The sequence below is a fragment of the Bradyrhizobium sp. USDA 3311 genome (assembly GCF_054062495.1).
Genome location: NZ_JBSSFI010000001.1, coordinates 7,024,762 through 7,047,746, shown reverse-complemented (window position 1 = coordinate 7,047,746; position 22,985 = coordinate 7,024,762). Strand labels below are relative to the sequence as shown.

Genomic DNA, 22,985 nt, shown 5'->3' with positions numbered 1-22,985 from the left:
CGGCGCGGCGAGACCACGGGAGGAAACGGCAATGTCAGGACAAGCGCGTGATTTGTCGTGCGACGTGCTGGTCGTGGGCTCGGGCGCCGGCGGATTGTCCGCCGCGATCACGGCCCGGAAGTGCGGGCTCGACGTGATCATCGTCGAGAAGGACGAGTACTTCGGCGGCACCACGGCTTTTTCCGGCGGCGTGCTGTGGATTCCCGGAAATCGCCATGCGCGCGATGCGGGCGTCACGGACAGCCGCGACGCGGCGCGCACCTATCTCAAGCACGAGACCGGCCATCATTTCGACGATGCGGCGATCGATGCCTTTCTCGATGTCGGCCCGCGCATGCTCGATTTCTTCGAGAAGGAGACCGAAGCGAAATTCGTGCTGTCGGCCTATCCCGACTATCATCCAGACGTCGAGGGCGGCACCAAGCTCGGCCGCTCGGTGACCGCGGCGCCCTACGACGCCCGCGGGCTCGGCACGGAGATCCGCCGGCTGCGGCCGCCGCTCGAGACCATCACCTTCATCGGCATGATGTTCAACTCGTCCAATGACGAGCTGAAGCATTTCTTCCGCGTCACGAGTTCGCTCGCTTCGGCAATCTACGTGGCCCGGCGGCTTGCCAGCCACCTCTGGGATCTCGCCCGCTATCGCCGCGGGGTCAAGATCACCAGCGGCAATGCGCTGGCGGCGCGGCTTGCGAGGACCGTCTTCGATCTCGGGATTCCGCTGCTCACGGCAACGCCCGCGCAACGGCTGATCAGCCGGAACGGCGCCATCGCGGGCGCGATCGTCGGCGATACGCAGGGCGAGTACGCGATCACGGCGCGCCGCGCAGTGGTGCTGGCGAGCGGCGGTTTTCCGCACGATCAGGCGCGCATTGCGCGCGCCTATCCGCATCTTGCCCGAGGCGGCGAACATTTGTCGCCGACACCTGCGGCCAACACCGGCGACGGCATCCGCATGGCAGAGGTGGCCGGCGGCAGCTGCGACATCCGCTTTCCGAGTGCGGCGGCGTGGATGCCGGTGTCGCGCGTGCCGCTCGGCAATCGCACCGGCGTGTTTCCGCATCTCGTGGACCGCTACAAGCCCGGTGTGATCGCGGTGAACAGGCAAGGGCGGCGCTTCACCAACGAGTCCGAGTCCTACCACGACGTCGGCGCCGCGATGATCGCCGATGGCGCCGGTGGTAGGGAGACCGCGGCCTGGCTGATCTGCGATCACGCCACGATCCGCAAATACGGCCTCGGCTATGCCAAGCCGGCGCCAGTGCCGGTCGGCACTTTTGTGCGCAACGGCTATCTGAACCGCGGCGCGACATTGCGCGAGCTTGCCGCGGCCGCGGGCATCGATGCCGGCGGCCTGGAAGCAACGGTGCGCGAGTACAATGAAGGCGCGGTCCATGGCATTGACCGCGCGTTCAAGCGCGGCTCGACGGCCTTCAACCGCTATCTCGGCGACGCCGAGCACAAGCCAAACCCGAACGTGGCCCCGATCGGCACCGGGCCGTACTACGCGCTGAAGCTCATCATGGGCGATCTCGGCACATTCGACGGTCTGACTACCGACCTGGTCGGTCGCGTGGTGCGCCACGACGGTACGGCGATCGCCGGACTCTATGCCGTCGGCAATGATCGTGCCTCGATCATGGGCGGCAACTATCCTGGTGCCGGCATCACGCTCGGGCCGATCATGACCTTCGGTTACATCACCGGCCGTCATCTGGCTGGCCAGCAAGCCTGATCGACACCATCCAAACGGGATCAACAACGGTCCATGCCGGAAGGCAGGGCAGGTGAGGAAGAAACGACATGACCATGACACGCCGCAGTTTCGTCGGTGCCGGCCTCGCCACGGCGTTGGCGCCGCGCCTCGCCCGGGCGCAGTCCGACAACACGATCCGCATCGGCGTGATCACCGACATGTCCGGCATCTATCGCGACGTGTCGGGGCCCACGACAGTCGCCTGCGCACAGCAGGCGGCTGCCGAATTCATGGCGGCCAACCCTTCCATCAAGGTCGAGATCCTGGTCGCCGACCATCAGAATAAGGCCGACGTCGGCCTTGCGATCATCCGCAAATGGTTCGATCAGGATGGCGTCGACGTGATCGAGAATGTCGGCAACTCCTCGATCGCGCTCGGCGCCAAATACTTGATCGAGGACAAGAACAAGGTTGCCTTGATCACCACCGCCGGATCGTCGGACCTGACCGGCAAGAGCTGCAGCGCCAACCTCGTGCACTGGTCCTGGGATTCCTGGTGCCTCGCCCATTCGACGGCGACCTCGCTCGTGCGCACCGGCGGCTCGAAATGGTTTTTCCTCACCGCCGACTATGCGTTCGGCCATGCTGCCGAGGCGGACGCGGCGAAATTCGTTAAGGCGGCCGGCGGCACCGTGCTCGGCTCGGTCCGCTATCCCTTCGGGTCGACCTCGGACTTCTCGTCCTTCCTGCTGCAGGCTCAGTCGAGCGGCGCGAATGTGATCGCCTTTGCCAATTCCGGCAATGAGCTGATCAACTGTCTGAAGCAGGCCCAGGAGTTCGGTCTGGACCAGGGCGGCGCGCGCATGGCGGCGCTGGTCGGCTATGTTACCGACGTCATCGGCATGGGCCTGTCGACGGCCAAGGGCCTGTCGCTCACCGAGACCTTCTACTGGGATCTCAACGAGCGAACGCGCGCCTTCATGAACCGGGTGAAGCCGCGCCTGGCAGCAAACGTCTATCCCAACATGAGCCAGGCCGGCGACTACGCTTGCGTGCTGCACTACCTCAAGGCGGTGAAGGAGCTCGGCGCCGAGCAGGCCAAGCGCAACGGGCGCGAGGTCGTCGAGCTGATGAAGAAGATGCCGACCGACGACGACTGCTTCGGTCAGGGCATGATCCGCGCCGACGGGCGCAAGATCCATCCGGCCTATCTCTTCGAGGTGAAGAAGCCCGCGGAGAGCACGTCGACCGGCGACGTCTACAAGCTGGTCTCGACGCTGAGCGCAACCGAAGCGTTCCGGCCCCTCGACGAGGGTAGCTGCGCGCTCGTGCGCAGCTGAGAGAGCCAACCGGGAGATCCTCCGATGACCGAGCAAGCCATTGTCGACCTGCGTGTCTACACCATCCGCCTGCGGAAGATGGCGGAGTTCATCGAGGTGTTCGACCGGCTCGCGATACCGGTCCAGCTCAAATATCTGGGGCGTCCGCTTGGCATGTTCACGAGCGCGGTCGGGCCGCTCAACCAGATCGTTCATCTCTGGGGTTTCCCCGACATGGGAGAGTTCGAGCGCCGGCACGCCGAGCGCGACAAGGATCCCGACTGGCCGGCTTACTTGCAAGCCTCAGAGCATCTCATCGTCGCGCAGGAGAACCGGCTGATCCGCAGGATCGAGCTGCTGTCCTTGTCCGGCCTCGCCACCTGAGGCGCCAATCGCCTTTCCAACCTTGGAAGCCCCGCATGGCATGGATCAATCTTTCCGCGAAAGTTGCCGTCGTCACGGGCGGTGGTGCGGGCATCGGGCGCGGCATTGCGCTCGGCCTTTCGGCGGTTGGCGCGACCGTCGTCGTGCTCGACCGCGACGAGGCCGGCGCGGCTGTCGCGGCGGAGATTAGCGCAAGCGGTGGCCGCGCGGAGTTCCTAGCCTGCGATGTCACCCGCGATGACAGCGTCGCGCGCGCCGCCGGCGAGGTGGCGGCGAAAGTCGGCGAAGCCACAATCCTCGTCAACAATGCTGGCACGATGTTGCCGGGCGGGCTCGACACCACGAGCATGGCGGATTGGGACCGCATTCTGTCATTGAACCTGACCGGTTACCTGCGCTGCGCGCGGGCCTTCGGAGAGCCGATGCTGGCGCGCGGCGCAGGCGCCATCGTCCATGTCGCATCGATCTCGGCCTCATTTCCGCAGAGCTACAGCGGCGCCTACAGCGTGAGCAAGGCCGGCGTGGCCGTGCTGTCCCGCCAGCTCGCGGTCGAATGGGGACCGCGCGGCGTACGCAGCAACGTCGTCAGCCCGGGCATGATCCGCACGCCGATGACCGAGGCCATCTATCAGACCCAGGGCGTGTACGAGGCGCGGCGGGCGTTGGTGCCGGCACGGCGCATCGGCCGCCCCGAGGACATCGCCGATGCGGTAGTCTTCCTCGCGAGCGAGCGCGCGAGCTACATCACCGGTGAGGAGATCGTCGTGGACGGTGGCTTCACCCGGACGCTGATGGGCACGATTCCGCGCCCGGGCTTCGAGAAGAGCTGAGCTCGGCAAATCGGGTCGAACGGGAGGGTGTGGTGCTGCTCGAGGGAAAGGTTGCCGTCATCACCGGCGCCGGCTCCGGGATTGGAGCGGCGATTGCGCGACTGTTTGCCGTCGAGGGGGCGAAAGTCTTGCTCGGTGATCTCGCCGAAGGCGGAGCCGCGCTTGCGGCCGGGCTTGCCGCCGATGGTCACGCGGCGGGCTTCCAGCATGTCGACGTCACCGATGAGGCCTCAGTCGCCGAGCTGATGCAGGCAGCCGTCACGCTGTTCGGCCGGCTCGACATCCTCGTCGCCAATGCCGGCATTCCCGAGCGCAAGTCGCCGATCCACGAGCTCGATCTCGTCGACTGGCGCCGCGTGATCGACGTCGATCTCACCGGGGTGGCGATCTGCAACAAGTTCGCCGCAGGCATCATGCGTGCGACCGGTGGTGGCGCGATCGTCAACATGGCGTCGATCCTTGCTCACGTCGGTCAGGAAAACAGCAACGCCTATTCGGCCGCGAAAGCCGCGGTGGTCAATCTCACGCGCTCAGTTGCGTTGACCTATGCGCTCCAGGGTATTCGCGCGAACTGCGTTTCTCCGGGCTATGTCGATACGCCGTTGCTGGCCAAGTTGCCGGAGGCGACCCGCCAGGCGATGCTGGTGCGGCAGCCGATCGGGCGCTTGGCGCGGCCTGGGGAGATTGCTGAGGTTGTGGCCTTTCTTGCGAGCGACAAGGCCTCGATCATCACGGGCGCGTGTGTCAATGCCGACGGCGGCTACACGGCAATCTAATTGATCGCGTCGCGCCGGCGTGGCTATGGCGCAGAGCTGACGATTTTGGATCAGCTTGGATTAGGCTAGCCTGAGTTAGCTCAACTTGGCCCATGATGGATTGGACAGAGAGTTCAAGTTCTTCAATAAGTTAGAAGGCGGCGTGTGCACGATGTGTGCACGGAGAGATCAACAAAAATCTACCGACACCCAATTTGGGGAGCCAACAGCGCTCCAATTTCTGGGCTGGTGACGACTGGTTTGTCTGCGGCAGTCCCGCAGACTGTCGCGTTCAAGACGTCTGGGTAGGTTCAAATCCTGTCCCGGCAACCAACGATCGATACTAAGTCGCCAAGAAGCCCGGCCTCCGGAAGGAGGTCGGGCTTCGTTTTGCCCGCAGCAAAGCTCAAGATCGCGGCCAGATCGCCGTTGAGCACGATTCCTAGCTCGTTCCCGTCGGGCAGAAGCGTCACCCGCTCAACCAAGGAAGCCCATACGCCAGATACGAATAAGCAATAATGCCGGCTTGCTGCGAATTGTAGATCTGCGCGCGAGAATACTAGGACTCAGTTCTGACCTTGCGTGAGATGGACAAAGCTGAAGTCAAGATTTGCCCCGTCTTTGGCATACTGCCGCTCTGCTTTGGTCAGGTTCACGACATCTCCTTTCGAGAACAGATCCAGTAAGAAGATCGGGACGTCGAGCGCATACGGCTCCTTGCGATGACCGTAAGCTCCAGCTCGAAAGGTGAGGACGGAGACGCAAATAGATCAGGGCGAAATTGGCACACTCAGATGGTTGGGGATCTCGAGATCGAAGGCGCGCCGGTGGAAGTCGCCTCGTGGGCCACGCGGATCATCGAGTGGACCGGTTTGGCCATCCAGTTAACCTCCTTGCGCGGCAAGCAATGCGCAGCAAAGTCCAGCTGCTCTCCTTTTTGTCGTGCTTAGCTTGACCATCGATCCTCCCAATGGTGGAGGACTTTAGATAACGCTGATCCGTGCCTGGTAGTATCGGGCTGTTTCAGCACGGTGATCTATCATCTTCGCGCTGCGCCGCAGCAGGACTGTTGGCGCGTATCCAACAGTGGCTGTTGGCGCCGCGACACAAATCCGCTGGCACAAAAAATGCTGAGGCTGAAATCGCCGATGGCGCACCGAAGTTCGCCGGGGAGACGGAGGAAATGATGAGAGCCCAAGTATTGAGAGCCTACGACGAGAAACTTTCCAACGACCTTTGGGTCGGGGAAGAGAAGGTGCCTGATCCGAAGTTGACGAAATCAACCGACGTCATTGTCCGCATAGGTGGTGCGGGCGTATGCCGAACCGACCTTCACATCGTCGAAGGCGTGTGGAAGCCGCACATGGATCCGAGCGGTGACAAGCTGCTTCCCCTCATTATGGGGCACGAAAATGCAGGCTGGATCGAAGAAGTTGGCAAGGAAGTCGAGGGACTAAAGAAGGGCGATCCTGTCATCGTCCATCCGAAGATCAGCGGCGGGACGTGTCTCGCCTGTCGCCGAGGATTCGACATGCACGGTCCTGGAACGTTCCCAGGCCTCGATTGCAACGGCGGCTATGCAGAGTTCCTTTGCACCTCAGAACGCAACATCGTCCCGCTGCCACGGACTTTGGCGCCAAAGGATGTCGCGCCATACGCCGATGCAGGCCTCACCGCCTATCGCGCTGTCAAGAAGGCCACGCGTCACCTTTTGCCAGGCGAATCTTGCGTTGTTATCGGTGCGGGAGGATTGGGCCACATCGGAATCCAGTGCCTCAAAGCGATGTGTGCGGCCGACATTATTGTCGTCGACAAGTCCGAAGCATCGCTGAAACTAGCCGAAAAATCGGGCGCCGATCATCTCGTGAAAGCTGACGGCAACGAAGTGGAAGCCGTTCTGGGTCTGACCGGCGGAAACGGTGCGGAAGCGGTGATCGATTTCGTCGGCGAGAAGGGCACGACGTCGAAGGGCCTGGCGATGACTCGTCCGATGGGCAGCTACTACGTCGTCGGTTACGGCGAAGACATTCGGGTGCCGACAGTCGACATGGTGATAACCGAGAAAAACATTATCGGCAATCTGGTCGGCACGTGGGCCGAACTAACCGAGTTGATGGCCCTTGCGGACCGAGATCTGGTTGAACTTGCCACGACCGAGTATCGCCTTGCGGACGCCAACAAGGCCTTGCACGATCTCAATGCAGGCGAAATTCATGGGCGGGCCGTGTTAATCCCTTGAAGGATAGCTGCATCATCCATCGCGAGCATGCATTTCCTCGCGATGGATCGAGCGAGCGGCCGTCGTCATGCCCGTGTGGTGTCGTCTGACGCCGTCACCGGAGCCCAGCTGCGTGAGATCTTATGCTGGTCACGCGCTGCAACAGTTCAATCAGATCGGTTTCACACAAGCTCATATCGCAGTGCAAACACCGCAAGGGTGGAGGAGTGGTCTGATCTCCGGAGTCTCATTGTACGCCATCGTCTCAATTTGCATCGTTGTCAATCTCATATCGACAAGATCGCTTAGGAACGCCGCATGAGGTTCGTCCTCGTCAATGGCAGAACACCGTGGCTGAAGACGTTCTGCATGTCTTGCTGCGAGCCCATTCACGCTCACTATCTGAGAGAATTCAGTACCGGTCTCCCTTTCTGCGATCACGATTGCTACGCCCAGTACACCGAGCGCTGGATCGAGAAGGTTCGGCAATCAAAACGGTCGGCCGGTTTCGAGGACTATCGCTAGTCCGAATGGACCGGGCAACGAACCAGTCTCGTATGCGCGGCCTTCAACGTGAAAGACGCCTGTCGCATCGAGCGGACCGCGTTCGATTCCGAAAGCGCTCGACGTATTGCCCGGGGCAATTTCTGGCACTGTTGCAGCGCAAACATTGCGCCGCGAAGTGGCGGTCTCCGCGTTGCGCCGATTCTCATTTTGCAACTCTTGTCGCAGTTTGCATTTCCGCAGGTCGCTAACTGGGAGCCGCGAAGTCTCCGTCAGCGCCGATCCTCACCTCCGGCAATCAGAAATCAATTTGGCGGGGCAAGAGAGCGCTGGCACGCCCATTGCAAAGCTGTTTGGGACAACAACGCTGACTGCTCCGTCCGGGGCGAGCCGCGAAAAGAACGAGGGAAGGGGATGTCAAGCTGAGGGCGAACCTTGCGCGGGGTCACTCAATTGCGATCGGAGGACGGCTGGGTCCGAAGATCGCTCCTGATCATCCCTGAGGTGTTCCACAGTCATCCTGAGACCCTTGCCGATATCAAACGTCCGGCCGCGCAAACGGTCGCGAGGTGGCCCGTAACGCACGGGTAAGCACTGCTCGGTCCGCGAAGGTCCAGGCAGGCGGAATATCGATGTGGTTTCTGACCCGATCAGGAGGAAAGACGAGATGTCTGGAACGCTAACACTCAACAAGATCACCGCCCAGCGCGGCATTTCCGTCGGTGAGGCTGCAAAGAAGATTGCAGATCTCGGATGGAATCCGTCCTACGTCCAGGAAGCGATGACCTTCCCCACCGACTACAAGATCACGAAGGCGCCCAAGGATCCGATGAAGCAGGTCCTTCGCTCCTATTTCCCGATGCAGGAGGAAAAGGACAACCGCGTCTACGGCGCCCTCGATGCCGCGCTTCGCGGCGACATGTTCCGCAACGTCGAGCCACGTTGGGTCGAGTGGATGAAGCTGTTCCTGGCGATCATCCCGTTCCCGGAAATCTCGGCGGCGCGTTCCATGGCGATGGTCGGGCGCCTCGCACCCGGCGAAGATCTCCGTACTGGCTTCACCATGCAGATGGTCGACGAATTCCGTCACTCGACCATCCAGATGAACCTGAAGAAATGGTACATGGAGAACTACATCGACCCGGCCGGCTTCGACATCACGGAGGAGGCGTTCGGCAAGTGCTACGCCACCACGATCGGTCGCCAGTTCGGTGAAGGATTCATCACCGGTGACGCCATCACGTCGGCGAACGTCTACCTGACCGTCGTCGCCGAGACGGCGTTCACCAACACGCTGTTCGTCGCCATGCCGTCGGAGGCGGCGCGCAACGGCGACTATGCGCTGCCAACCGTGTTCCTCTCGGTTCAGTCGGACGAGAGCCGCCACATCGGCAACGGCCACTCGATGCTGATGTCGATGCTGAAGGAGCCGGAGAATCACCTGCTGCTCGAGCGCGACATGCGCTATGCCTTCTGGCAGAACCATGCCATCGTCGACGCGGCGATCGGGACGTTCATCGAATACGGCACCACGAACCGCGACAAGAACAAGGAGTCCTACGCGGAGATGTGGCACCGCTGGATCTTCGAGGACTATTACCGGACCTATATGCTGCCGCTCGAGAAGTACGGCATCAAGATCCATCATGACGACGTGCAGGCCGCCTGGAAGCGGCTGACCGAGAAGCACTACGTCCACAAGGTCGCCCAGTTCTTTGCCGTCGGCTGGTCGGCGAACTTCTGGCGTATCGAGGCGCAGACTGAAAAGGACTTCGAGTGGTTCGAGCACAAGTATCCGGGCTGGTATGCGCAGTTCGGCGAGTTCTGGAAATGGTACGAGAAGCTGTCGCATCGGGGTCAAACCAACATCCTATTCAACAGCGACGTCGGCTACGTCTATCCGCATCGTTGCTGGTCGTGCCTCGTTCCGTGCCTCATCCGTGAGGACATCGTCACCGACGAGATCGACGGCAAGCTGCACACCTTCGCCCATGAGCTCGATCGGTGGACGGCCGTCGAAGCGTTCGCCGGCGAGTACCAGGGTCGTCCGACCCCGGCGATGGGGCGGTTCAGCGGCCGTCGCGAGTGGGAAAGCGTCTACCACAATGTGGATATTGCCGACGCCATCAAGGATCTCGGCTTCGTGCGCACGGACGGCAAGACCTTGGTCGCGCAGCCGCATTTGCGCTTCGACCAGAAGGAAATGTGGACGCTCGACGATGTCCGCGGCCACATCCTCAAGAGCCCGCTACAGACGCTGCGGGAGATGAGCCCGGCCGACCGCGAGAAGCATCTCGCCGAGTATCGCAAGGGATTCACTATCAATCCCTGCAACTAAGTGAGACGGAAGGGGCCGGCTGCGGCCGGCTCCTTCCCGATCGCTCCCCGGAAGATATGAAAGCGTTCGTTTGAGGAGGCCCCTATGGGCGCGCCCGCTAATGTCGTTCGCCTGCAACCGGTAGGCATAGAGTTCGAGGTCGAGGAGAACGAAACTGTTCTCGACGCTGCGTTTCGCCAAGGGATCGCGCTGCCGCATGGCTGCAAGGAGGGGCAGTGCTCGGCGTGCAAATGCGTCCTTACCGGAGGCGATGTCGAGTTGAAGAAATACTCGACGTTTGCCCTGAACGAGATGGAGCGAGGCCAGGATTACATCCTGCTCTGTCGGACCTTGGCATACTCGGATCTGGAGGTGGAGCTCCTCAACTATGACGAGGAAGTGCTGTCGAAATCGATTCCCGTCAAGGATTTCACGGGCACCGTTACGAGCGTCTCTGCACTGACCCATGACATCCGCCGCCTCGAAATCACACTGGAGCAACCTCTGAAGTTCTGGGCGGGTCAATATGTCGACATCACGCTCCCGGGACCAGAGACGATTACGCGCTCGTTTTCCATGGCAAATTCGCCGGGCGAAAGCCAAAATCTCGCGTTCATCATCAAGAAGTACCCCAATGGGCGCTTCTCCTCACGACTCGACGGAGATCTCGCCGTCGGAACCGAAGTCGGAATCAAAGGACCCTACGGGACCTGCTTCCGACGAGAAAACAAAACGGGAGCCATGATCCTGGTCGGTGGCGGATCCGGAATGTCGCCGCTGTGGTCTATCCTGCATGATCACATCAGCTCCGGGGAAGTTCGTCCGGTGCGCTTCTTCTACGGAGCCAGGACGCAGAACGATCTCTTCTATCTCGACCATTTCGCGGAGCTCGCCGCCAAGCATCCGGAGTTCACCTTCGTCCCGGTTCTCTCCCATGCGGCCGACGACACGGCCTGGGGCGGAGCAAAGGGCTTCGTGCATGAGGCAGTCGGAGAGCACCTTCGCGGTGCGGACTATGGTGAAGACGTCGACGTCTATGCCTGCGGACCATCGCCAATGATCGAGGCGCTGACGCCAGTGTTGCAGATGAGCGATGTCGGGTCGGACCGCATCTTCTTCGACAAGTTCACGCCGGCGAACAACTAAGACGCCTCGACCGCCCAACGAGCTAGAGCCCAACAACAGGAGGAGGAAGACGACCATGACTGCCGTTCAAACCGTATCAGCCAAATCCGGTGCAGCAGGTTCTGCGGTGTTTCCGGATTCGGATAGCCGCAGATACCGCTATTTCGAGCCCCGCAGCAAGCGAGCCACGCACTACGAAGACGTGACGGTCGACGTGCAGCCGGATCCGGAACGATACCTGTTGCAGGACTGGATCATCTCTTTCCCCAACGGCAAGGGTGCATACACCAAGGACAACACGGGGGCCCTCAGCTCGAATTGGCATGCGTTCCGTGCTCCCGACCAGGAATGGGAGCGCACTCACTACCAGCGCCAGTCCAAGATCGAAGCCATGGTCCAGGCCGTGATCGCCAACGGTCGCAAGTCCGGGGCACCGAAGAGCTTCGACAAGGCCTGGATCAAGATCTTGCAGAACCATCTCGGTGCGTGGAAGCACGCCGAGTTCGGTCTCGGCACGTCGCTGATGCAGGCTCAGCGTTACGGCTACACCCAGATGATCAACAATGCGACGCTGACGAACTCGTCCTACAAGCTTCGCCTTTCACAGGATATTACGCTGTATCTCGCCGAGATCGGAATGGACATTCCGGGCTTCGACGACACGGCCGGCAAGCGCGTCTGGTTGGAAGACAAGGGCTGGCAGGGAACGCGGGAAGCGATCGAGTCGATCATGGGCTCGGCCGACTATCTCGAGCAGTATTTCGCCACCAACATCGTGTTCGAGCCGCTGGTCGGCGAACTGTTTCGCAGCGGCTTCCTGATGCAGGTAGCCTCGTCTAACGGCGACTTCATCACGCCGCCGGTGATTTCGTCCGCGGAAGCGGACTATGAGCGCAATCTCGCGAACACGATCGACCTGATGCACCTTCTGGTGACCGACAATCAGCATGGCGCCCACAACAAGAAGCTGTTCCAGGGGTGGGTGAACAAGCATGTTGCGCTCGCCAACAAGGCGGCCGCCGGCCTGCAGCCGATCTGGTCGCAGCCGCATTCGAAGCCGGTGCAGTACGCCGATGCGCGTGCGCAGTCGGTCGAACGCATCAAGAAGATTCTCGGCGAGCTCGGCCTCACCCTTCCCAAGGAGTAAATTGCAATGTCCGTCGTTTCCAGATCTGCGACCAACCAGAATATCTTCCAGAAGATGGGGGACCTTCGTTTCGAGCAAACGATTTCCCATCAGTGCGGCGTCACCATGAATGACAGCGTCGAGGCGCGCGCCATCGCCGAGTTCATGGCGAAGAAGCCGAACGTGACAGTGACCTATCAGCCGGCCCTGATCCGCATCGACGGCGAGGGAAAGCTGACTTTCAAGATGGATGAAATCAGCGAAATTCTCGGGAAGGAAATGACGGCCGAGATCTTCGAAGTTAATACCTCGACCCACTACGGACGGATGGTGCGTATCGACGACAACACGGTGACGCTGTTCGGAAACATGGACGAGGTCTTCGAATACATCGAGTGAGTCTCCATCGCCTCCCTGACTGGGCGGGGCCGCATCCCCAGCGGCTATGGCCCCGCCGCTTCTCGAAGTGGTCTCGCCCGACCACCGCGCTTCGTTTGATCGACTAGAGCCAACCAGGAATTTCCGGAGAGCAACATGTTCATAACTCCCAGCGGCGAGGAAGTGTTCGTTATCGACGGCCATACCCATTTTTGGGACGGAAGTCCGGCGAATCAGCTCAACGTCCACGGCAAGCAGTTCATCGACTGCTTCTACGCCTACCACACCTCGCTCAGCCCGAAGGACAAGCTCTGGCCGAAGGAGCAGTTCGAGAAATACAGCGCCGACCAGATGTACCACGATCTGTTCGTCGACGGTCCTGACGACATGGCCGTCGTTCAGTCGACCTACCTCACAGAGTTCTACAAGAACGGGTTCAACACTATCGATCGCAACGCCGAGATGGCGAAGAAGTACAAGGACCGCTTCATCGTCAACGGCGCCTTCGATCCACGGGATGGCGAGAGGGCGCTCGAGTACATCCACTACATGAAGGAGACGTTCGGCATCAAGGGTGTCAAGCTCTATACCGCCGAGTGGAAGGGTGACTCGCGTGGGTGGAAGCTCACGGATCCCAACGCCTATCGCTGCCTCGAGCTCTGCCAGAAGCTCGGCATCACCAACATCCATGTCCATAAGGGGCCGACGATCATTCCGTTGGACAAGGATGCGTTCGATGTTCACGACGTCGACCATGCCGCGACGGACTTCCAGGGCTTGAATTTCATCATTGAGCATTGCGGTCTGCCGCGCCTCGATGATTTTTGCTGGATCGCGGTGCAGGAGACGAACGTCTACGGCGGCCTCGCGGTGGCGTTGCCGTTCATCCATGGACGGCCGCGCTATTTTGCCGAAGTGATCAGCGAACTGCTGTTCTGGGTCGGCGAGGACAAGCTGCTTTTCGGGAGCGACTACGCGATCTGGACGCCGCGCTGGCTGGTCGAGAAGTTCTGGAATTTCGAGCTGCCGGAAGATTTGAAGCAGGAGCACGGCGTCGACCTCACCCCGCAGGCAAAGAGGAAGATTCTGGGCCTCAACGCCGCACGTCTCTATGGAGTCGACGTCGAGGCGCAGAAGGCGAAGCGCGGGCAGAAAATCCACGCGACGGCAGCGGAGTAGAGCCGATGAACGCGCTCCATCAGCATGATCGCAAGACCAATGAGGTGTGGGAGCGCCTCGCGCTGGTCACGGATCCCGAGCTGGACGAACCGGTCACCGAGCTTGGATTCGTCGAGCGGGTCACGGTCGATCATGTTGATGGAGTCGACATCGTCTTTCGCCTGCCGACCTACTGGTGTTCGGCGAACTTCGCGTTCCTTATGGCCGACGATATGCGTCGGGCGGTGTCCTCGCTGCCTTGGGTTCGCGAAGCCCGCCCGCAGCTTCGGGACCATATGGTCGCCGAGGAGATCAACCGGGGCGTCCGCGAGGGTAGGTCGTTTGGCGAGGCGCTCAAGGATTTCGCAAGCGGCGGTTCACTTGACGATCTGCGGGAGAAATTCCGCCGCAAGGCGTTCGAGCGGCGCCAGGAGGTCATGATCCTGGCATTGCGCGGGCTGGGTTATGAGGATCCCGCGATTTGCCGCATGAGTCTGAGCGCGTTTGACGCGAGCAACTTCGACTCGGAAGAAGTTGCGCGCCAGAAGCCGCGCTATCGCGAGCTTCTGGTTGAGCGGCGCCTCGCCGATCTCCCGGCCGATCCGGCCTTTGTTACCTACGATGGGGCCCCCATCAAGCGCCACGAAATGGCGTCGTATTTGCAGCGCTTGCGAGGCGTACGCATCAACATGGAGTTCAACAGCTCGTTATGCCGGGGCCTTCTTGCGGTGCGCTATCTCGAGCTGGACGCGGATCGCGCGGAGCAGACGCCAGCTCCGTGCGGAGGTTGCGGCAGTGGCTGCGCCGTGCGGTCTTCCGGATCGCCCGCAATGAACAAGCATTCCGCGGCGCTTGCGTGAGGTCGCGCTGATACGCGTGCGACCTGTGGGTGCCAACAAAAAGGAGCGGACATCAAGTTCGCCCGGCCTGACGACCGAGAAACGATCACGTGGGAGTGAAACGCAATGCCAAAAGTCTTGCTGCATGACATAGAAGCTCGCCGCGCTCTTGCGCGTGGAGTCCAGAAGCTGGCCGCCGCGATCGAATCGACGCTCGGTCCCAAGGGCATGAACGCGATGGTCGACAGGCCGATCGGCACGCCCATCGTGTCGCGCGATGGCGTTACCATCGCCTCCGAGATCGAATTGCCGGATCGCTTCGAGAACATGGGCGCCCAGGTGGTACGCGAAGTCTCGATGCAGACCAACGAAGTCGCTGGCGACGGTACGACGACGGCGATGGTACTCGCGAACGGTCTCATTCAAGGCGGCGTCGCGGCCCTCGAGCGCGGCGCCAAGGCGGTCGATCTCTGCAAGGGGATCGACCGCGCCGTCGAAGTCGTCGTCGAGAGCCTGAAGAGTGCGGCAATTCCGGTCTCGGACCGCAGGACGCTACAGGCGGTGGCAACGATTGCGTCGACCGACTCTCATCTGGGCGATCTAATCGCCGAGGCGGTCGAGCGCGTCGGCAAGGATGGTATCATCAGTTCCGACTACGGGTTGACCACGAGTACGACGCTCGAGGTGGTCGAGGGCATGTCGTTCGACCGTGGCTACATTTCGCATCACATGGTAACGGACGTGGAGAAGATGGAGGTGGTGCTGGAGCAGCCCTACATTCTCCTGACGGACCTGAAAATCAAGGCGCCGGGCGAGTTGGTGGCGGTGCGCGCGAGGGTCGCGGAGACCGGGAAGCCGCTTGTCATTGTCGCCGAAGAGATCGCCCCGGAAGTGGTTGTCACGCTGCTCGGCGAAGGCAACCGCGGCAAGGTTCTGGTGGTCAATCCGCCCGACTACGGCCACTGGCGCAAGGCCATGATGGATGACCTCGCCATCATCACCGGGGGGCGGGTCATCGCCCGCGAACTCGGGGGCATGCTGGAAGAGGCGAGCCTTGCCGACCTCGGCACTGCGCGGCAGGTTCGGGCCAGTGCGCGCGAAACGGTGATCATCCGGGGCGGCGGGGACGATGCGGCGATCGCCGCGCGCCGACAGCAGGTGGCCAAGCAGCACGATCTGGCGCCGCCGAACATCGAGCAGGACAAGCTCAAGGAACGCCTGGCTAAGCTCTCGGGTGGGACCGCCGTGATCTTTGCGGGCGGCGTCACGCCGGTCGAGCAGAAGCGTACGATCCAGTTGATCGACGATGCGCTCAGCGCGGCGCGTGCTGCGGCCGAGGAGGGCATCGTGCCGGGGGGCGGGACGGCATTGGCGCAGTGCGCGCCGGTGGTGGTGCGCGCCCTCGGCAACATCAACGGAGACCTGGGTGAAGGCATCAAGCTGGTGCGCGAGACCCTGTCGCGTCCTGCCGCTTTCATCGCCCGAAATGCCGGCCATGATGCGGCGAAGGTTGTGGCCGAGCTGCAAAGTTCGCGGGCCGGGGTCGGGTTCGACGCTGCAAACGGCGTGTTCATCGACATGGTATCTGCCGGCATCGTCGACCCGGTCAGGGTGACGTATACCGCGCTTCGAAATGCCGCTTCCGTGGCCACGCTGGTGCTGACGACCAACACGCTGGTTGCCGATGTGCCGGAGTATGTCGATCCGACGCAGGGTCCTGCGTTGGGCGGCGGGGCAGAAAAGCTTGGGCGGGCCTGAAGCAGATGAACGCGGTTCGCGTTCCGCCAGGGCGTCAATGGCCGACGTGGCGCGCCAAATACGGCGATGGCTTGACCGTCACGATCGAATGAATGGACGGTGACAACGATCTGGAAACAGCTACAATCTTGCGAGCTTCGGCATGAGCCCGAAGGAGGCAAATCATAAGCCTCCACGGTCATCCGACCAGCCGGGGCAGGAGGAACCGGGACATGGCCTACATCATCTCCAAGCGCGACGGTCCGCACCGCGAAGAGCTCAAGGCGAAGGACTTCCTTCAGAAGAACCGCACGAAGATCAATTCGCTCGCCAATCATCTGACGCTCGGGCGCTGGCAGGAGTTGCGCAATCCGACGCCTCCCTCTGAGCCTCAGCCGTCGGGCAAGCTTTGGTCCACGCCTCGGGCTCGCCCGAGGGAGATCGAGCCCTATGTTCGGATCAGCTATAACGGCCGCGTCGTGATTGCCGATCTCGCGTCAGGGCGGCAACTCCATTTTGTCGGTGAATTGCGCGGCGGCGGGCAATCGCGACACTTCGCTCTGGCGACGCGAGAGAATGGGATCTTCGAGCCGCTCGATGTCGAATTGCACAGGGTCCTGATAGACCTTGAGGGAGTGAGCGTACCCGATGAGGCGTCGGAAGCGCGCCTGGAGCAGATCATCTCAGGCCGTCTCGGTTTGGATGCGATCGCCAGAACGGTCGAATGATCTGCGTAAGCCGAGCCGGTGAGAGCACGATCTCATTGGCCGGCTCATGTCGTTTCTGCTGATCAAGCTGCTGTTTGCCAATATAGGTTTGGTGCTCCAATGCTGACGGAAACCTTCATGGCTAAGCCGCCGTTTTCCCTGGAAGGCTACAAAATCCTGGAGGCCGCGGATGCGGAGCAGGGACGGCCGTACGATGAACGGGAGACCAACAAGGCGTGGGAAAACTTCCTGACATTCGGAGATGCAAAGCGCGAGAGCGCTCTGGTGCGAGGCATCATCGAAGAATCATGGCAGCGCAGCATCAAGTCGGGGGTCAACGCCCATTGCAGGGGCAGCAGCTTCGTGACTTCGCCGGACGATCTCTATGAGCTGCGTCTGAAGAACGATGATCTGCTAGGCTCCAGCGCCCAGACTTTCCGCCGCGTTGCGGAAGTACTTGGCGATGCGGCCACAATGCTGGTCATCACCGACAGGAATGGTGTCGTGCTTGATGTCGGGGGCGATCAGAGGACGATCGATGCCGGGCACGATATTCGCCTCGAAGTCGGCGCCGCCTGGGGAGAGACGGTGACCGGCACCAACGGAATTGGCACGGCGCTCGTCACAGGAAAGCCGGTTCATGTCCACGCCGCGGAGCATTTTTCCGAGGGCATCAAGGCCTGGACCTGCGTCGGTAGCCCCATTCGTAGCCCGATCGACGGCAGCATCATAGGCATCATCGATTTTTCCGGCCCCCAGGCGATCTTTCATCGTCACAATGTCGCGCTGGCGGTGATCGCGGCCAATCATATTGAGCTTGCGCTCTCGGAGAAGATCCGGCTCGAAAGAATACGCCTGCTCGAGGCAAGCATTTGTCGAATGCCAGGGATGGGCAGTGCCGACGGCGTGGTGATCCTGGATCGGTTTGGTCGGGTCGTCCATCACAACGATATGGCGTCGGCTCGCTGGCGGCGGATCACGCAGTCTCGTGAGTTGAGCATTGGGTCACAGATCCTTCCAAGTCGCGAAGGCCTGTTGGGCGAAGACTTGGCCGAGGGGTTGCCCGAGGAGCTGCGCGAGCAGCGGATCGAGCCACTGATCGTTGACGGGGTCGTGAAGGGCGCAATGCTCGTGCTTGCTTCGAAGCCGCGAACCCATCCTGCTGCATCCGAGATGTCGCCGACAGCCCGCACTGCCCTGATGTCGGCAAAGGAAGCGATCGTCGGATGCAGCGAGGCACTGCTGGACGTGGTGCAGAAAGTTGAGCGGGCGGCCCTCGGCCGGACCGCGATCCTGCTCGAGGGCGAGACGGGCGTCGGCAAGGAACTGTTCGCCCGCCTGGTTCATGCCGCCAGTCTGAAGACGGGCAAGGAGCCGTTCGTTGCCTTCAATTGCGGTGCGGTGTCGAAAGAGTTGCTCGGCGGCGAATTGTTCGGGCATGCGCCGGGCGCTTATACCGGCGCTACGCGCGAGGGAAGGCCCGGGCGGTTCGAATTTGCCAATGGCGGCGTGCTCAGCTTAGACGAGATCGGCGAGATGCCGATGGACCTGCAACCCTACCTGCTCCGTGTGCTGGAAGAGCGCGCGGTGTACAGACTGGGTGACAGCAAGGCGCGCCCGGTGGACGTTCGGCTGGTGGCGTCGACCAATCGGAATTTGAAGCAGGAAGTGGCCGAGGGACGTTTCCGCAAGGATCTGTACTTCCGGATCGGCGTCGTCAAGTTCACCATCCCGCCGCTCCGCGATCGGCTGGGCGATGTCGAGATCCTGATCGATCACTTCAACAGGCAATTCGCCACGATCTACAGCACCCAGCCGCTGCGGTTCGAGGCGGCCACTATGGAGTTGCTGCGCCGCTATTCCTGGCCGGGAAACGTTCGCGAGCTGCGTAATCTGATTGAGAACCTCGTGCTGATGACGATCACCGGCATCGTCACTCCCAGGGACCTGCCAGAGGATTTCGTGGAGGTGGCGCCGGCTCAACCTCCCTCAATCTCCGTGCAGTCGGAGAATAGCGCGACGGGATCGGAGAGTGACGAGATCGCGCGCTTTGACGAGATGGAACGTCGTGCCATCGAGAGAGCCGTCGCAAACGCCGGCGGCAATATTGCCGCTGCCGCGGAAAAGCTGGGGCTTTCGCGCGCTACGCTGTACCGCAAGTTGCACCAATACCGTTCCCGGACCTAGCGATCGGGGGCTGGCATGGCGGCTGTCTGGGATGAACAAAAGGGCGGGGAAGGTCCGGCCCCCGCGGCGACGCTGGCCTCGCAGATCCTTGCGCGCGCCGACCGCGACGTCACTTTCGTGATGCGCCTGGTTGGCGAAAGCCAAAGCTTGCTGGTGCGACATTTCATCATGTTCATCGAGACCGAGCTCGCAAAGCGCGGCATGAGCTACAGCGTACATCCGCTACTGCGCCCTTTCGTCGAAACGCATGCACGCGAGCTGTCGGATTTCGTATTGCAGGGTATCGGCTTGCGGCATCAGTTCGGCCTCCAGACCATCGAGACGATGGCGGGCGATCCTGCGCGGTTGCTGAGGGTCGATTTGTGGGACTCGCTGCAATCTCACGTTAATGACGCGCAGCAACACTTCGTATCCGATGCCCGGGGCCTCCAGCGGATCCTGGATCAAATCGAATCGAGCGCATGAGTGTCGATCCGGAAGTCCTTGTCGAAATGCTGAAGGAGCGGTTGTTCGTCGTTCAGCAGATATCGGCCGCTCAATCGTGGAACCTTCTGAACCGTCAGCTTGCTGGTGGAGCAGAATTCGAGATTCAGAGGATTGAGCAGGAGATTGCGGCGACAGGCGGTTCGCATGCGTTCGCCTACGCTATCGAGGAAGCGCACGAGCGCTTGAAAGAAGCAAAGGCCGGAATGGCAACATGCGACGCCCAATGCGCCGCGCTGGAACGACGCCTTGAAGAACTCGACAGGTGTATTGCGACCGGCAGGTGAGACGACCGATGGACACGATGGAAGCTGAGACCGCTACGCTCTATGAACTGCTTGGTCGGCATTGGACCATGGGGGCGCTCGTTACGAACGCGACGTTCGACGCTGCGGGACAGGCAGTGGCGTTCGCGCTTGCAGACGGCTCTCTAGCCATCGCTCCGCTGGCCGATAGCGATCCGCCGAAAGATCGCTATCGTATGGCCTTGGACGGCGGCCGGTCGACGATCTCCCCGCGGCGGAATCCGGTCCCGCCGTTGACGAAAGTCGTCATCAGTGATGCTTCGCTTCATCTCGCCTCGATCGAGCCTTCGGGCTTCATCGCAAGCGATGGCAGCCAGTTATTGCATGTGTCGGCATCCGGTGTCACCCGACAAGCCGCGAAGCTCGGGGCACCGATTGATCTCGTCGCCCCGGTGCATGCCGGCGGCATTCTGGCTGCTTCCGGCGAGTCGGTCATATACTGCGATTCCAACGGCGAGGTCGGATGGCTTCAGAAGCGTGCGGGAGGCCGTTCATCCGCGATGGCCGTCTCGCCAGACGGTCGGAGCTTCGCGATAGGAGCTGACGGTTGCCTGCTCGTGCGTGCCTTCGGACCGCGGCCTGAGCCCACCGTCTCAATGGCCTTGGGCTCAATCTCGAGCTTGTCGTGGAGTCCCGACGGAAGCTGGTTGGCGATGTCCGTCGCAGAAGTTGGCATCGTGCTGTTGCGCCTTGCCGATGCGCGGACCGTCCGGATGTCCGGCTATCCTGCGGGCGTTACGTCTCTTTCGTGGAGTGCAGACTCGCGCGTTCTTGTTACGAGCGGGGCCTACCGCTTGATCGCATGGGACGTTTCCAGCCTCGACGACGGAAGCGAGCAGCCGACGAGCCTCAGCACCGGTCGTGGCGGATTCATCCTCGTCAAGGCGGTAGATATGCACCCCGGGCGTCCCCTGGTCGCGGCAGGGTACAGCGACGGCAGGGTCGTCGTCGCGAGGATCGGACATCCCGACGAATTGGTTGTCAAACCGCCCGGTGGGGGCGCCGTCCAGGCCCTTCGATGGTCCGCCGATGGCCAGCATCTTGCAGTCGGAACGTGCGGCGGAGAAGCGGCGATCGTGACGTTTCCGCCGCAAATCTTCAAGTAACAGCGAACCGGGGCGGAGAGCCTTGCGAGCACCAGGAGGAAATCCATGACAGTAGCACGATTGCTAAATGAAGCCGAAAGTAAGGATCAGTTCTTCAAAGAGCTGGCGGAACTATCGGAGCGCATGATCGCCGCGCACGGAAAAGAGTTCTCGATGGGCGCCTTGGTGCTGGCGGCGAGGTTCATCGTCGAAAATAGGGCGTTCGAGCGAAGCGCAGCAACACAGTGACGTGTCGTCTTACTGCATACGATCGCGGCAGCGGCGGGTGCGGTAGGTCATGGCGGAGCTATTTTCGTCAAACACGCCGAGCGGACGTGCCCCTCTAGTGCCCCGGCTTTTCCGGGGCACGTAGTCGAACTTGACCATTCCCAGCTCGATGACTTCGTCTTCATGTTGATCTAGGCCAGTCGTCTCGACATCAATCAGGATGCCAGTTTTGGTCACTTGCTCGTCGGATGGAGTGAAAGCTTCCCGACGCACCAAGCGCCGAAGCACACGATGGTCGGAGGATTTGGCCAATGCCTCGGCCATGGCGGCCAGGGGCAGGTCCTCTAGCATTGGGGGTTTCGATCCTCGGGCTACAGCTGCCCTGCATCGCGGCTGGATCTATCACGGAGGCTCAGTTGGCGCTTACCCGGAGTTATTCTTAGAAAGCGTTCTATTACGTAAATAGCTGATTTTACCGGCGCGCCGGACACGGGTCGAACGTGTGACCTTTGCCTTCGGAGGCAATTGTCACTTTTCGCGGCCAGCGTTGGAATGGCGCGTTCAAGCAAGCACAAGAGCCGGGTGTCGCGCGCTCTCACAACCACCGATTCCCGGGCGGCGCAGTTTGCAGCCGAAGGTGCGGAGGTACGATTGTCGATATGGCGGGCTCGGGCCTTATTTGCTGGAGCTAGCTCAAACTTGCCCATGATGGATCGGAGCGAGAGTTCAATATTTTCAGTTGGTTAGAGGGCGGCATGTGCACGATGTGTGCACCGGGAGATCAAGAAAAATCTCTTCACAGCTAACGTGATCAGGCCTAGGGCACCTTCAAGAAGACTCTCGCTATATTGGCGACGACTTCCAGTAGTTGCTCGACAACCCCGTGACCGACCGGGCGACAATCCCGAACTCGACACAATAGGCGCGGATCAAGTTGATGACGGCAGTCTGCTGGCGGATGAAGAGACGGTGTGCGCCCCAGTTATAGGCGTGCCGCGAGTTGCGTAGATCTTTCCGTCATCACATCCACGATCAAGGCTTCTCCGATCAATCGGTTCAGCTCTTGGATCCCTACTTAGTTCATCTGTGCAAACGTAGGCTTGCTCTTTGTGCTGTCGATGATACCGCGAAGTTCTGCGTCCGTCGCGATCAGGCTCGACATCCGCCAGAACAGATGCGCGAGCCGGGTGAAGATCAACCGCTCGCGCTCCGCGGGCGTGGCGTCGTCAGGGACGGTCACGGTCTCGAGCCCGACCACGTGGCGGCAGTCCGGCCAGATCGCGATCGATTGCGCGATCGCCGAAAAGCAGCGCGGGTCCTCGCTGTCGTCGTGCGACGCCGGAAGACCGGGATACTGCACCGGCGCGACATGGAATTTGTAGGCGCCGTGGCCGAGCCGAAGCAGGAATTTCTGGGACACGGGAATGTCATTGGCAAAGGAGACCAGGCGGGCGTCACGCAGGATGTCGGGTGCGATGGCGGCAAGATCCTGGGCGGAGAGCGCGGAGCAGAAGGCGAGATCCGGATTAAACTCGCGCAGCAGATTTGCGAGCGGGCGCTGCTGCTGGACGGTCTGGGTAAGCAGGATGATGGTCTTGAGCATG

Annotated in this window: 21 protein-coding genes; 19 read left to right on the top strand and 2 right to left on the bottom strand. The window is 61.3% G+C overall.

Features of this window, described 5'->3' with window-relative positions; translation table 11 throughout:
- Nucleotides 1-31 precede the first annotated feature (31 nt).
- The 19 genes from ACVWW6_RS33915 (at nt 32) to ACVWW6_RS33825 (ending at nt 21,402) form a co-directional block, all read left to right on the top strand.
- Nucleotides 32-1,735, top strand: a complete 1,704-nt coding sequence (locus ACVWW6_RS33915; RefSeq protein ID WP_028170752.1) for an FAD-dependent oxidoreductase — start codon at nt 32-34, stop codon at nt 1,733-1,735.
- Nucleotides 1,736-1,803: 68 nt separating this feature from the next.
- Nucleotides 1,804-3,036 (top strand): ABC transporter substrate-binding protein, encoded by a 1,233-nt coding sequence (locus ACVWW6_RS33910; protein WP_011086451.1) that lies wholly within the window; start codon nt 1,804-1,806, stop codon nt 3,034-3,036.
- Between the two features lie 24 nt (nt 3,037-3,060).
- Nucleotides 3,061-3,399 carry an NIPSNAP family protein gene (locus tag ACVWW6_RS33905; protein WP_011086452.1) on the top strand — a complete coding sequence of 113 codons (339 nt, stop codon included), beginning with the start codon at nt 3,061-3,063 and terminating at the stop codon, nt 3,397-3,399.
- A 35-nt stretch (nt 3,400-3,434) separates the two neighbouring features.
- On the top strand, nt 3,435-4,229 hold the full coding sequence (locus tag ACVWW6_RS33900) for an SDR family NAD(P)-dependent oxidoreductase (protein ID WP_011086453.1): 795 nt from the start codon (nt 3,435-3,437) through the stop codon (nt 4,227-4,229).
- 32 nt (nt 4,230-4,261) lie between these two features.
- Nucleotides 4,262-5,005: an SDR family NAD(P)-dependent oxidoreductase gene (locus tag ACVWW6_RS33895; RefSeq protein ID WP_038966228.1), complete on the top strand. Its 744-nt coding sequence runs from the start codon at nt 4,262-4,264 to the stop codon at nt 5,003-5,005.
- A gap of 1,165 nt (nt 5,006-6,170) precedes the next feature.
- The gene (locus ACVWW6_RS33890) at nt 6,171-7,223 is read left to right on the top strand and encodes an NAD(P)-dependent alcohol dehydrogenase (RefSeq protein ID WP_038966229.1); all 1,053 of its coding nucleotides are present in this window, start codon (nt 6,171-6,173) and stop codon (nt 7,221-7,223) included.
- Nucleotides 7,224-8,373: 1,150 nt separating this feature from the next.
- Nucleotides 8,374-10,044 carry an aromatic/alkene/methane monooxygenase hydroxylase/oxygenase subunit alpha gene (locus ACVWW6_RS33885; protein ID WP_038966206.1) on the top strand — a complete coding sequence of 557 codons (1,671 nt, stop codon included), beginning with the start codon at nt 8,374-8,376 and terminating at the stop codon, nt 10,042-10,044.
- Between the two features lie 84 nt (nt 10,045-10,128).
- A complete protein-coding gene (locus ACVWW6_RS33880; RefSeq protein WP_456682201.1) occupies nt 10,129-11,169 on the top strand; it encodes a 2Fe-2S iron-sulfur cluster-binding protein in 1,041 nt (346 codons plus the stop codon).
- A 55-nt stretch (nt 11,170-11,224) separates the two neighbouring features.
- Nucleotides 11,225-12,295, top strand: a complete 1,071-nt coding sequence (locus ACVWW6_RS33875) for an aromatic/alkene monooxygenase hydroxylase subunit beta (protein WP_028170759.1) — start codon at nt 11,225-11,227, stop codon at nt 12,293-12,295.
- A gap of 6 nt (nt 12,296-12,301) precedes the next feature.
- On the top strand, nt 12,302-12,673 hold the full coding sequence (locus ACVWW6_RS33870) for an MmoB/DmpM family protein (RefSeq protein ID WP_011086461.1): 372 nt from the start codon (nt 12,302-12,304) through the stop codon (nt 12,671-12,673).
- Between the two features lie 135 nt (nt 12,674-12,808).
- Nucleotides 12,809-13,831 (top strand): amidohydrolase family protein, encoded by a 1,023-nt coding sequence (locus tag ACVWW6_RS33865; protein ID WP_456682200.1) that lies wholly within the window; start codon nt 12,809-12,811, stop codon nt 13,829-13,831.
- A gap of 5 nt (nt 13,832-13,836) precedes the next feature.
- Nucleotides 13,837-14,670: an iron-sulfur cluster assembly protein gene (locus ACVWW6_RS33860; protein ID WP_456682199.1), complete on the top strand. Its 834-nt coding sequence runs from the start codon at nt 13,837-13,839 to the stop codon at nt 14,668-14,670.
- A gap of 105 nt (nt 14,671-14,775) precedes the next feature.
- Nucleotides 14,776-16,407 (top strand): molecular chaperone GroEL, encoded by a 1,632-nt coding sequence (gene groEL, locus ACVWW6_RS33855; RefSeq protein WP_028170761.1) that lies wholly within the window; start codon nt 14,776-14,778, stop codon nt 16,405-16,407.
- Between the two features lie 212 nt (nt 16,408-16,619).
- On the top strand, nt 16,620-17,114 hold the full coding sequence (locus tag ACVWW6_RS33850; RefSeq protein ID WP_011086465.1) for a hypothetical protein: 495 nt from the start codon (nt 16,620-16,622) through the stop codon (nt 17,112-17,114).
- A 99-nt stretch (nt 17,115-17,213) separates the two neighbouring features.
- On the top strand, nt 17,214-19,280 hold the full coding sequence (locus tag ACVWW6_RS33845; protein ID WP_456682198.1) for a sigma-54-dependent Fis family transcriptional regulator: 2,067 nt from the start codon (nt 17,214-17,216) through the stop codon (nt 19,278-19,280).
- A gap of 15 nt (nt 19,281-19,295) precedes the next feature.
- Nucleotides 19,296-19,745, top strand: a complete 450-nt coding sequence (locus ACVWW6_RS33840) for a hypothetical protein (RefSeq protein WP_028170764.1) — start codon at nt 19,296-19,298, stop codon at nt 19,743-19,745.
- Nucleotides 19,742-20,050 (top strand): hypothetical protein, encoded by a 309-nt coding sequence (locus tag ACVWW6_RS33835; RefSeq protein WP_028170765.1) that lies wholly within the window; start codon nt 19,742-19,744, stop codon nt 20,048-20,050. The genes ACVWW6_RS33840 and ACVWW6_RS33835 overlap by 4 nt, the downstream gene beginning before the upstream one ends.
- 8 nt (nt 20,051-20,058) lie before the next feature.
- The gene (locus ACVWW6_RS33830; RefSeq protein WP_028170766.1) at nt 20,059-21,174 is read left to right on the top strand and encodes a WD40 repeat domain-containing protein; all 1,116 of its coding nucleotides are present in this window, start codon (nt 20,059-20,061) and stop codon (nt 21,172-21,174) included.
- Between the two features lie 45 nt (nt 21,175-21,219).
- Complete coding sequence (locus tag ACVWW6_RS33825) at nt 21,220-21,402, top strand: hypothetical protein (protein ID WP_028170767.1); 183 nt, start codon at nt 21,220-21,222, stop codon at nt 21,400-21,402.
- Nucleotides 21,403-21,411: 9 nt separating this feature from the next.
- On the opposite strand, the gene ACVWW6_RS33820 is transcribed toward ACVWW6_RS33825, so the two are convergent.
- Together ACVWW6_RS33820 and ACVWW6_RS33815 are read right to left on the bottom strand one after the other, a co-directional pair.
- The gene (locus ACVWW6_RS33820; protein ID WP_404522808.1) at nt 21,412-21,732 is read right to left on the bottom strand and encodes a hypothetical protein; all 321 of its coding nucleotides are present in this window, start codon (nt 21,730-21,732) and stop codon (nt 21,412-21,414) included.
- A 724-nt stretch (nt 21,733-22,456) separates the two neighbouring features.
- Nucleotides 22,457-22,984, bottom strand: a complete 528-nt coding sequence (locus ACVWW6_RS33815) for a hypothetical protein (protein ID WP_028170769.1) — start codon at nt 22,982-22,984, stop codon at nt 22,457-22,459.
- Nucleotide 22,985: the final 1 nt, after the last annotated feature.

Coding starts and splice junctions, on each gene's coding strand:
- ACVWW6_RS33915 (WP_028170752.1), top strand. CDS start 32: ATGTCAGGACAAGCGCGTGATTTGTCGTGCGACGTGCTGGTCGTGGGC.
- ACVWW6_RS33910 (WP_011086451.1), top strand. CDS start 1,804: ATGACCATGACACGCCGCAGTTTCGTCGGTGCCGGCCTCGCCACGGCG.
- ACVWW6_RS33905 (WP_011086452.1), top strand. CDS start 3,061: ATGACCGAGCAAGCCATTGTCGACCTGCGTGTCTACACCATCCGCCTG.
- ACVWW6_RS33900 (WP_011086453.1), top strand. CDS start 3,435: ATGGCATGGATCAATCTTTCCGCGAAAGTTGCCGTCGTCACGGGCGGT.
- ACVWW6_RS33890 (WP_038966229.1), top strand. CDS start 6,171: ATGAGAGCCCAAGTATTGAGAGCCTACGACGAGAAACTTTCCAACGAC.
- ACVWW6_RS33885 (WP_038966206.1), top strand. CDS start 8,374: ATGTCTGGAACGCTAACACTCAACAAGATCACCGCCCAGCGCGGCATT.
- ACVWW6_RS33880 (WP_456682201.1), top strand. CDS start 10,129: ATGGGCGCGCCCGCTAATGTCGTTCGCCTGCAACCGGTAGGCATAGAG.
- ACVWW6_RS33875 (WP_028170759.1), top strand. CDS start 11,225: ATGACTGCCGTTCAAACCGTATCAGCCAAATCCGGTGCAGCAGGTTCT.
- ACVWW6_RS33870 (WP_011086461.1), top strand. CDS start 12,302: ATGTCCGTCGTTTCCAGATCTGCGACCAACCAGAATATCTTCCAGAAG.
- ACVWW6_RS33865 (WP_456682200.1), top strand. CDS start 12,809: ATGTTCATAACTCCCAGCGGCGAGGAAGTGTTCGTTATCGACGGCCAT.
- ACVWW6_RS33860 (WP_456682199.1), top strand. CDS start 13,837: ATGAACGCGCTCCATCAGCATGATCGCAAGACCAATGAGGTGTGGGAG.
- groEL (WP_028170761.1), top strand. CDS start 14,776: ATGCCAAAAGTCTTGCTGCATGACATAGAAGCTCGCCGCGCTCTTGCG.
- ACVWW6_RS33850 (WP_011086465.1), top strand. CDS start 16,620: ATGGCCTACATCATCTCCAAGCGCGACGGTCCGCACCGCGAAGAGCTC.
- ACVWW6_RS33845 (WP_456682198.1), top strand. CDS start 17,214: ATGCTGACGGAAACCTTCATGGCTAAGCCGCCGTTTTCCCTGGAAGGC.
- ACVWW6_RS33840 (WP_028170764.1), top strand. CDS start 19,296: ATGGCGGCTGTCTGGGATGAACAAAAGGGCGGGGAAGGTCCGGCCCCC.
- ACVWW6_RS33835 (WP_028170765.1), top strand. CDS start 19,742: ATGAGTGTCGATCCGGAAGTCCTTGTCGAAATGCTGAAGGAGCGGTTG.
- ACVWW6_RS33830 (WP_028170766.1), top strand. CDS start 20,059: ATGGACACGATGGAAGCTGAGACCGCTACGCTCTATGAACTGCTTGGT.
- ACVWW6_RS33825 (WP_028170767.1), top strand. CDS start 21,220: ATGACAGTAGCACGATTGCTAAATGAAGCCGAAAGTAAGGATCAGTTC.
- ACVWW6_RS33820 (WP_404522808.1), bottom strand. CDS start 21,732: ATGCTAGAGGACCTGCCCCTGGCCGCCATGGCCGAGGCATTGGCCAAA.
- ACVWW6_RS33815 (WP_028170769.1), bottom strand. CDS start 22,984: ATGCTCAAGACCATCATCCTGCTTACCCAGACCGTCCAGCAGCAGCGC.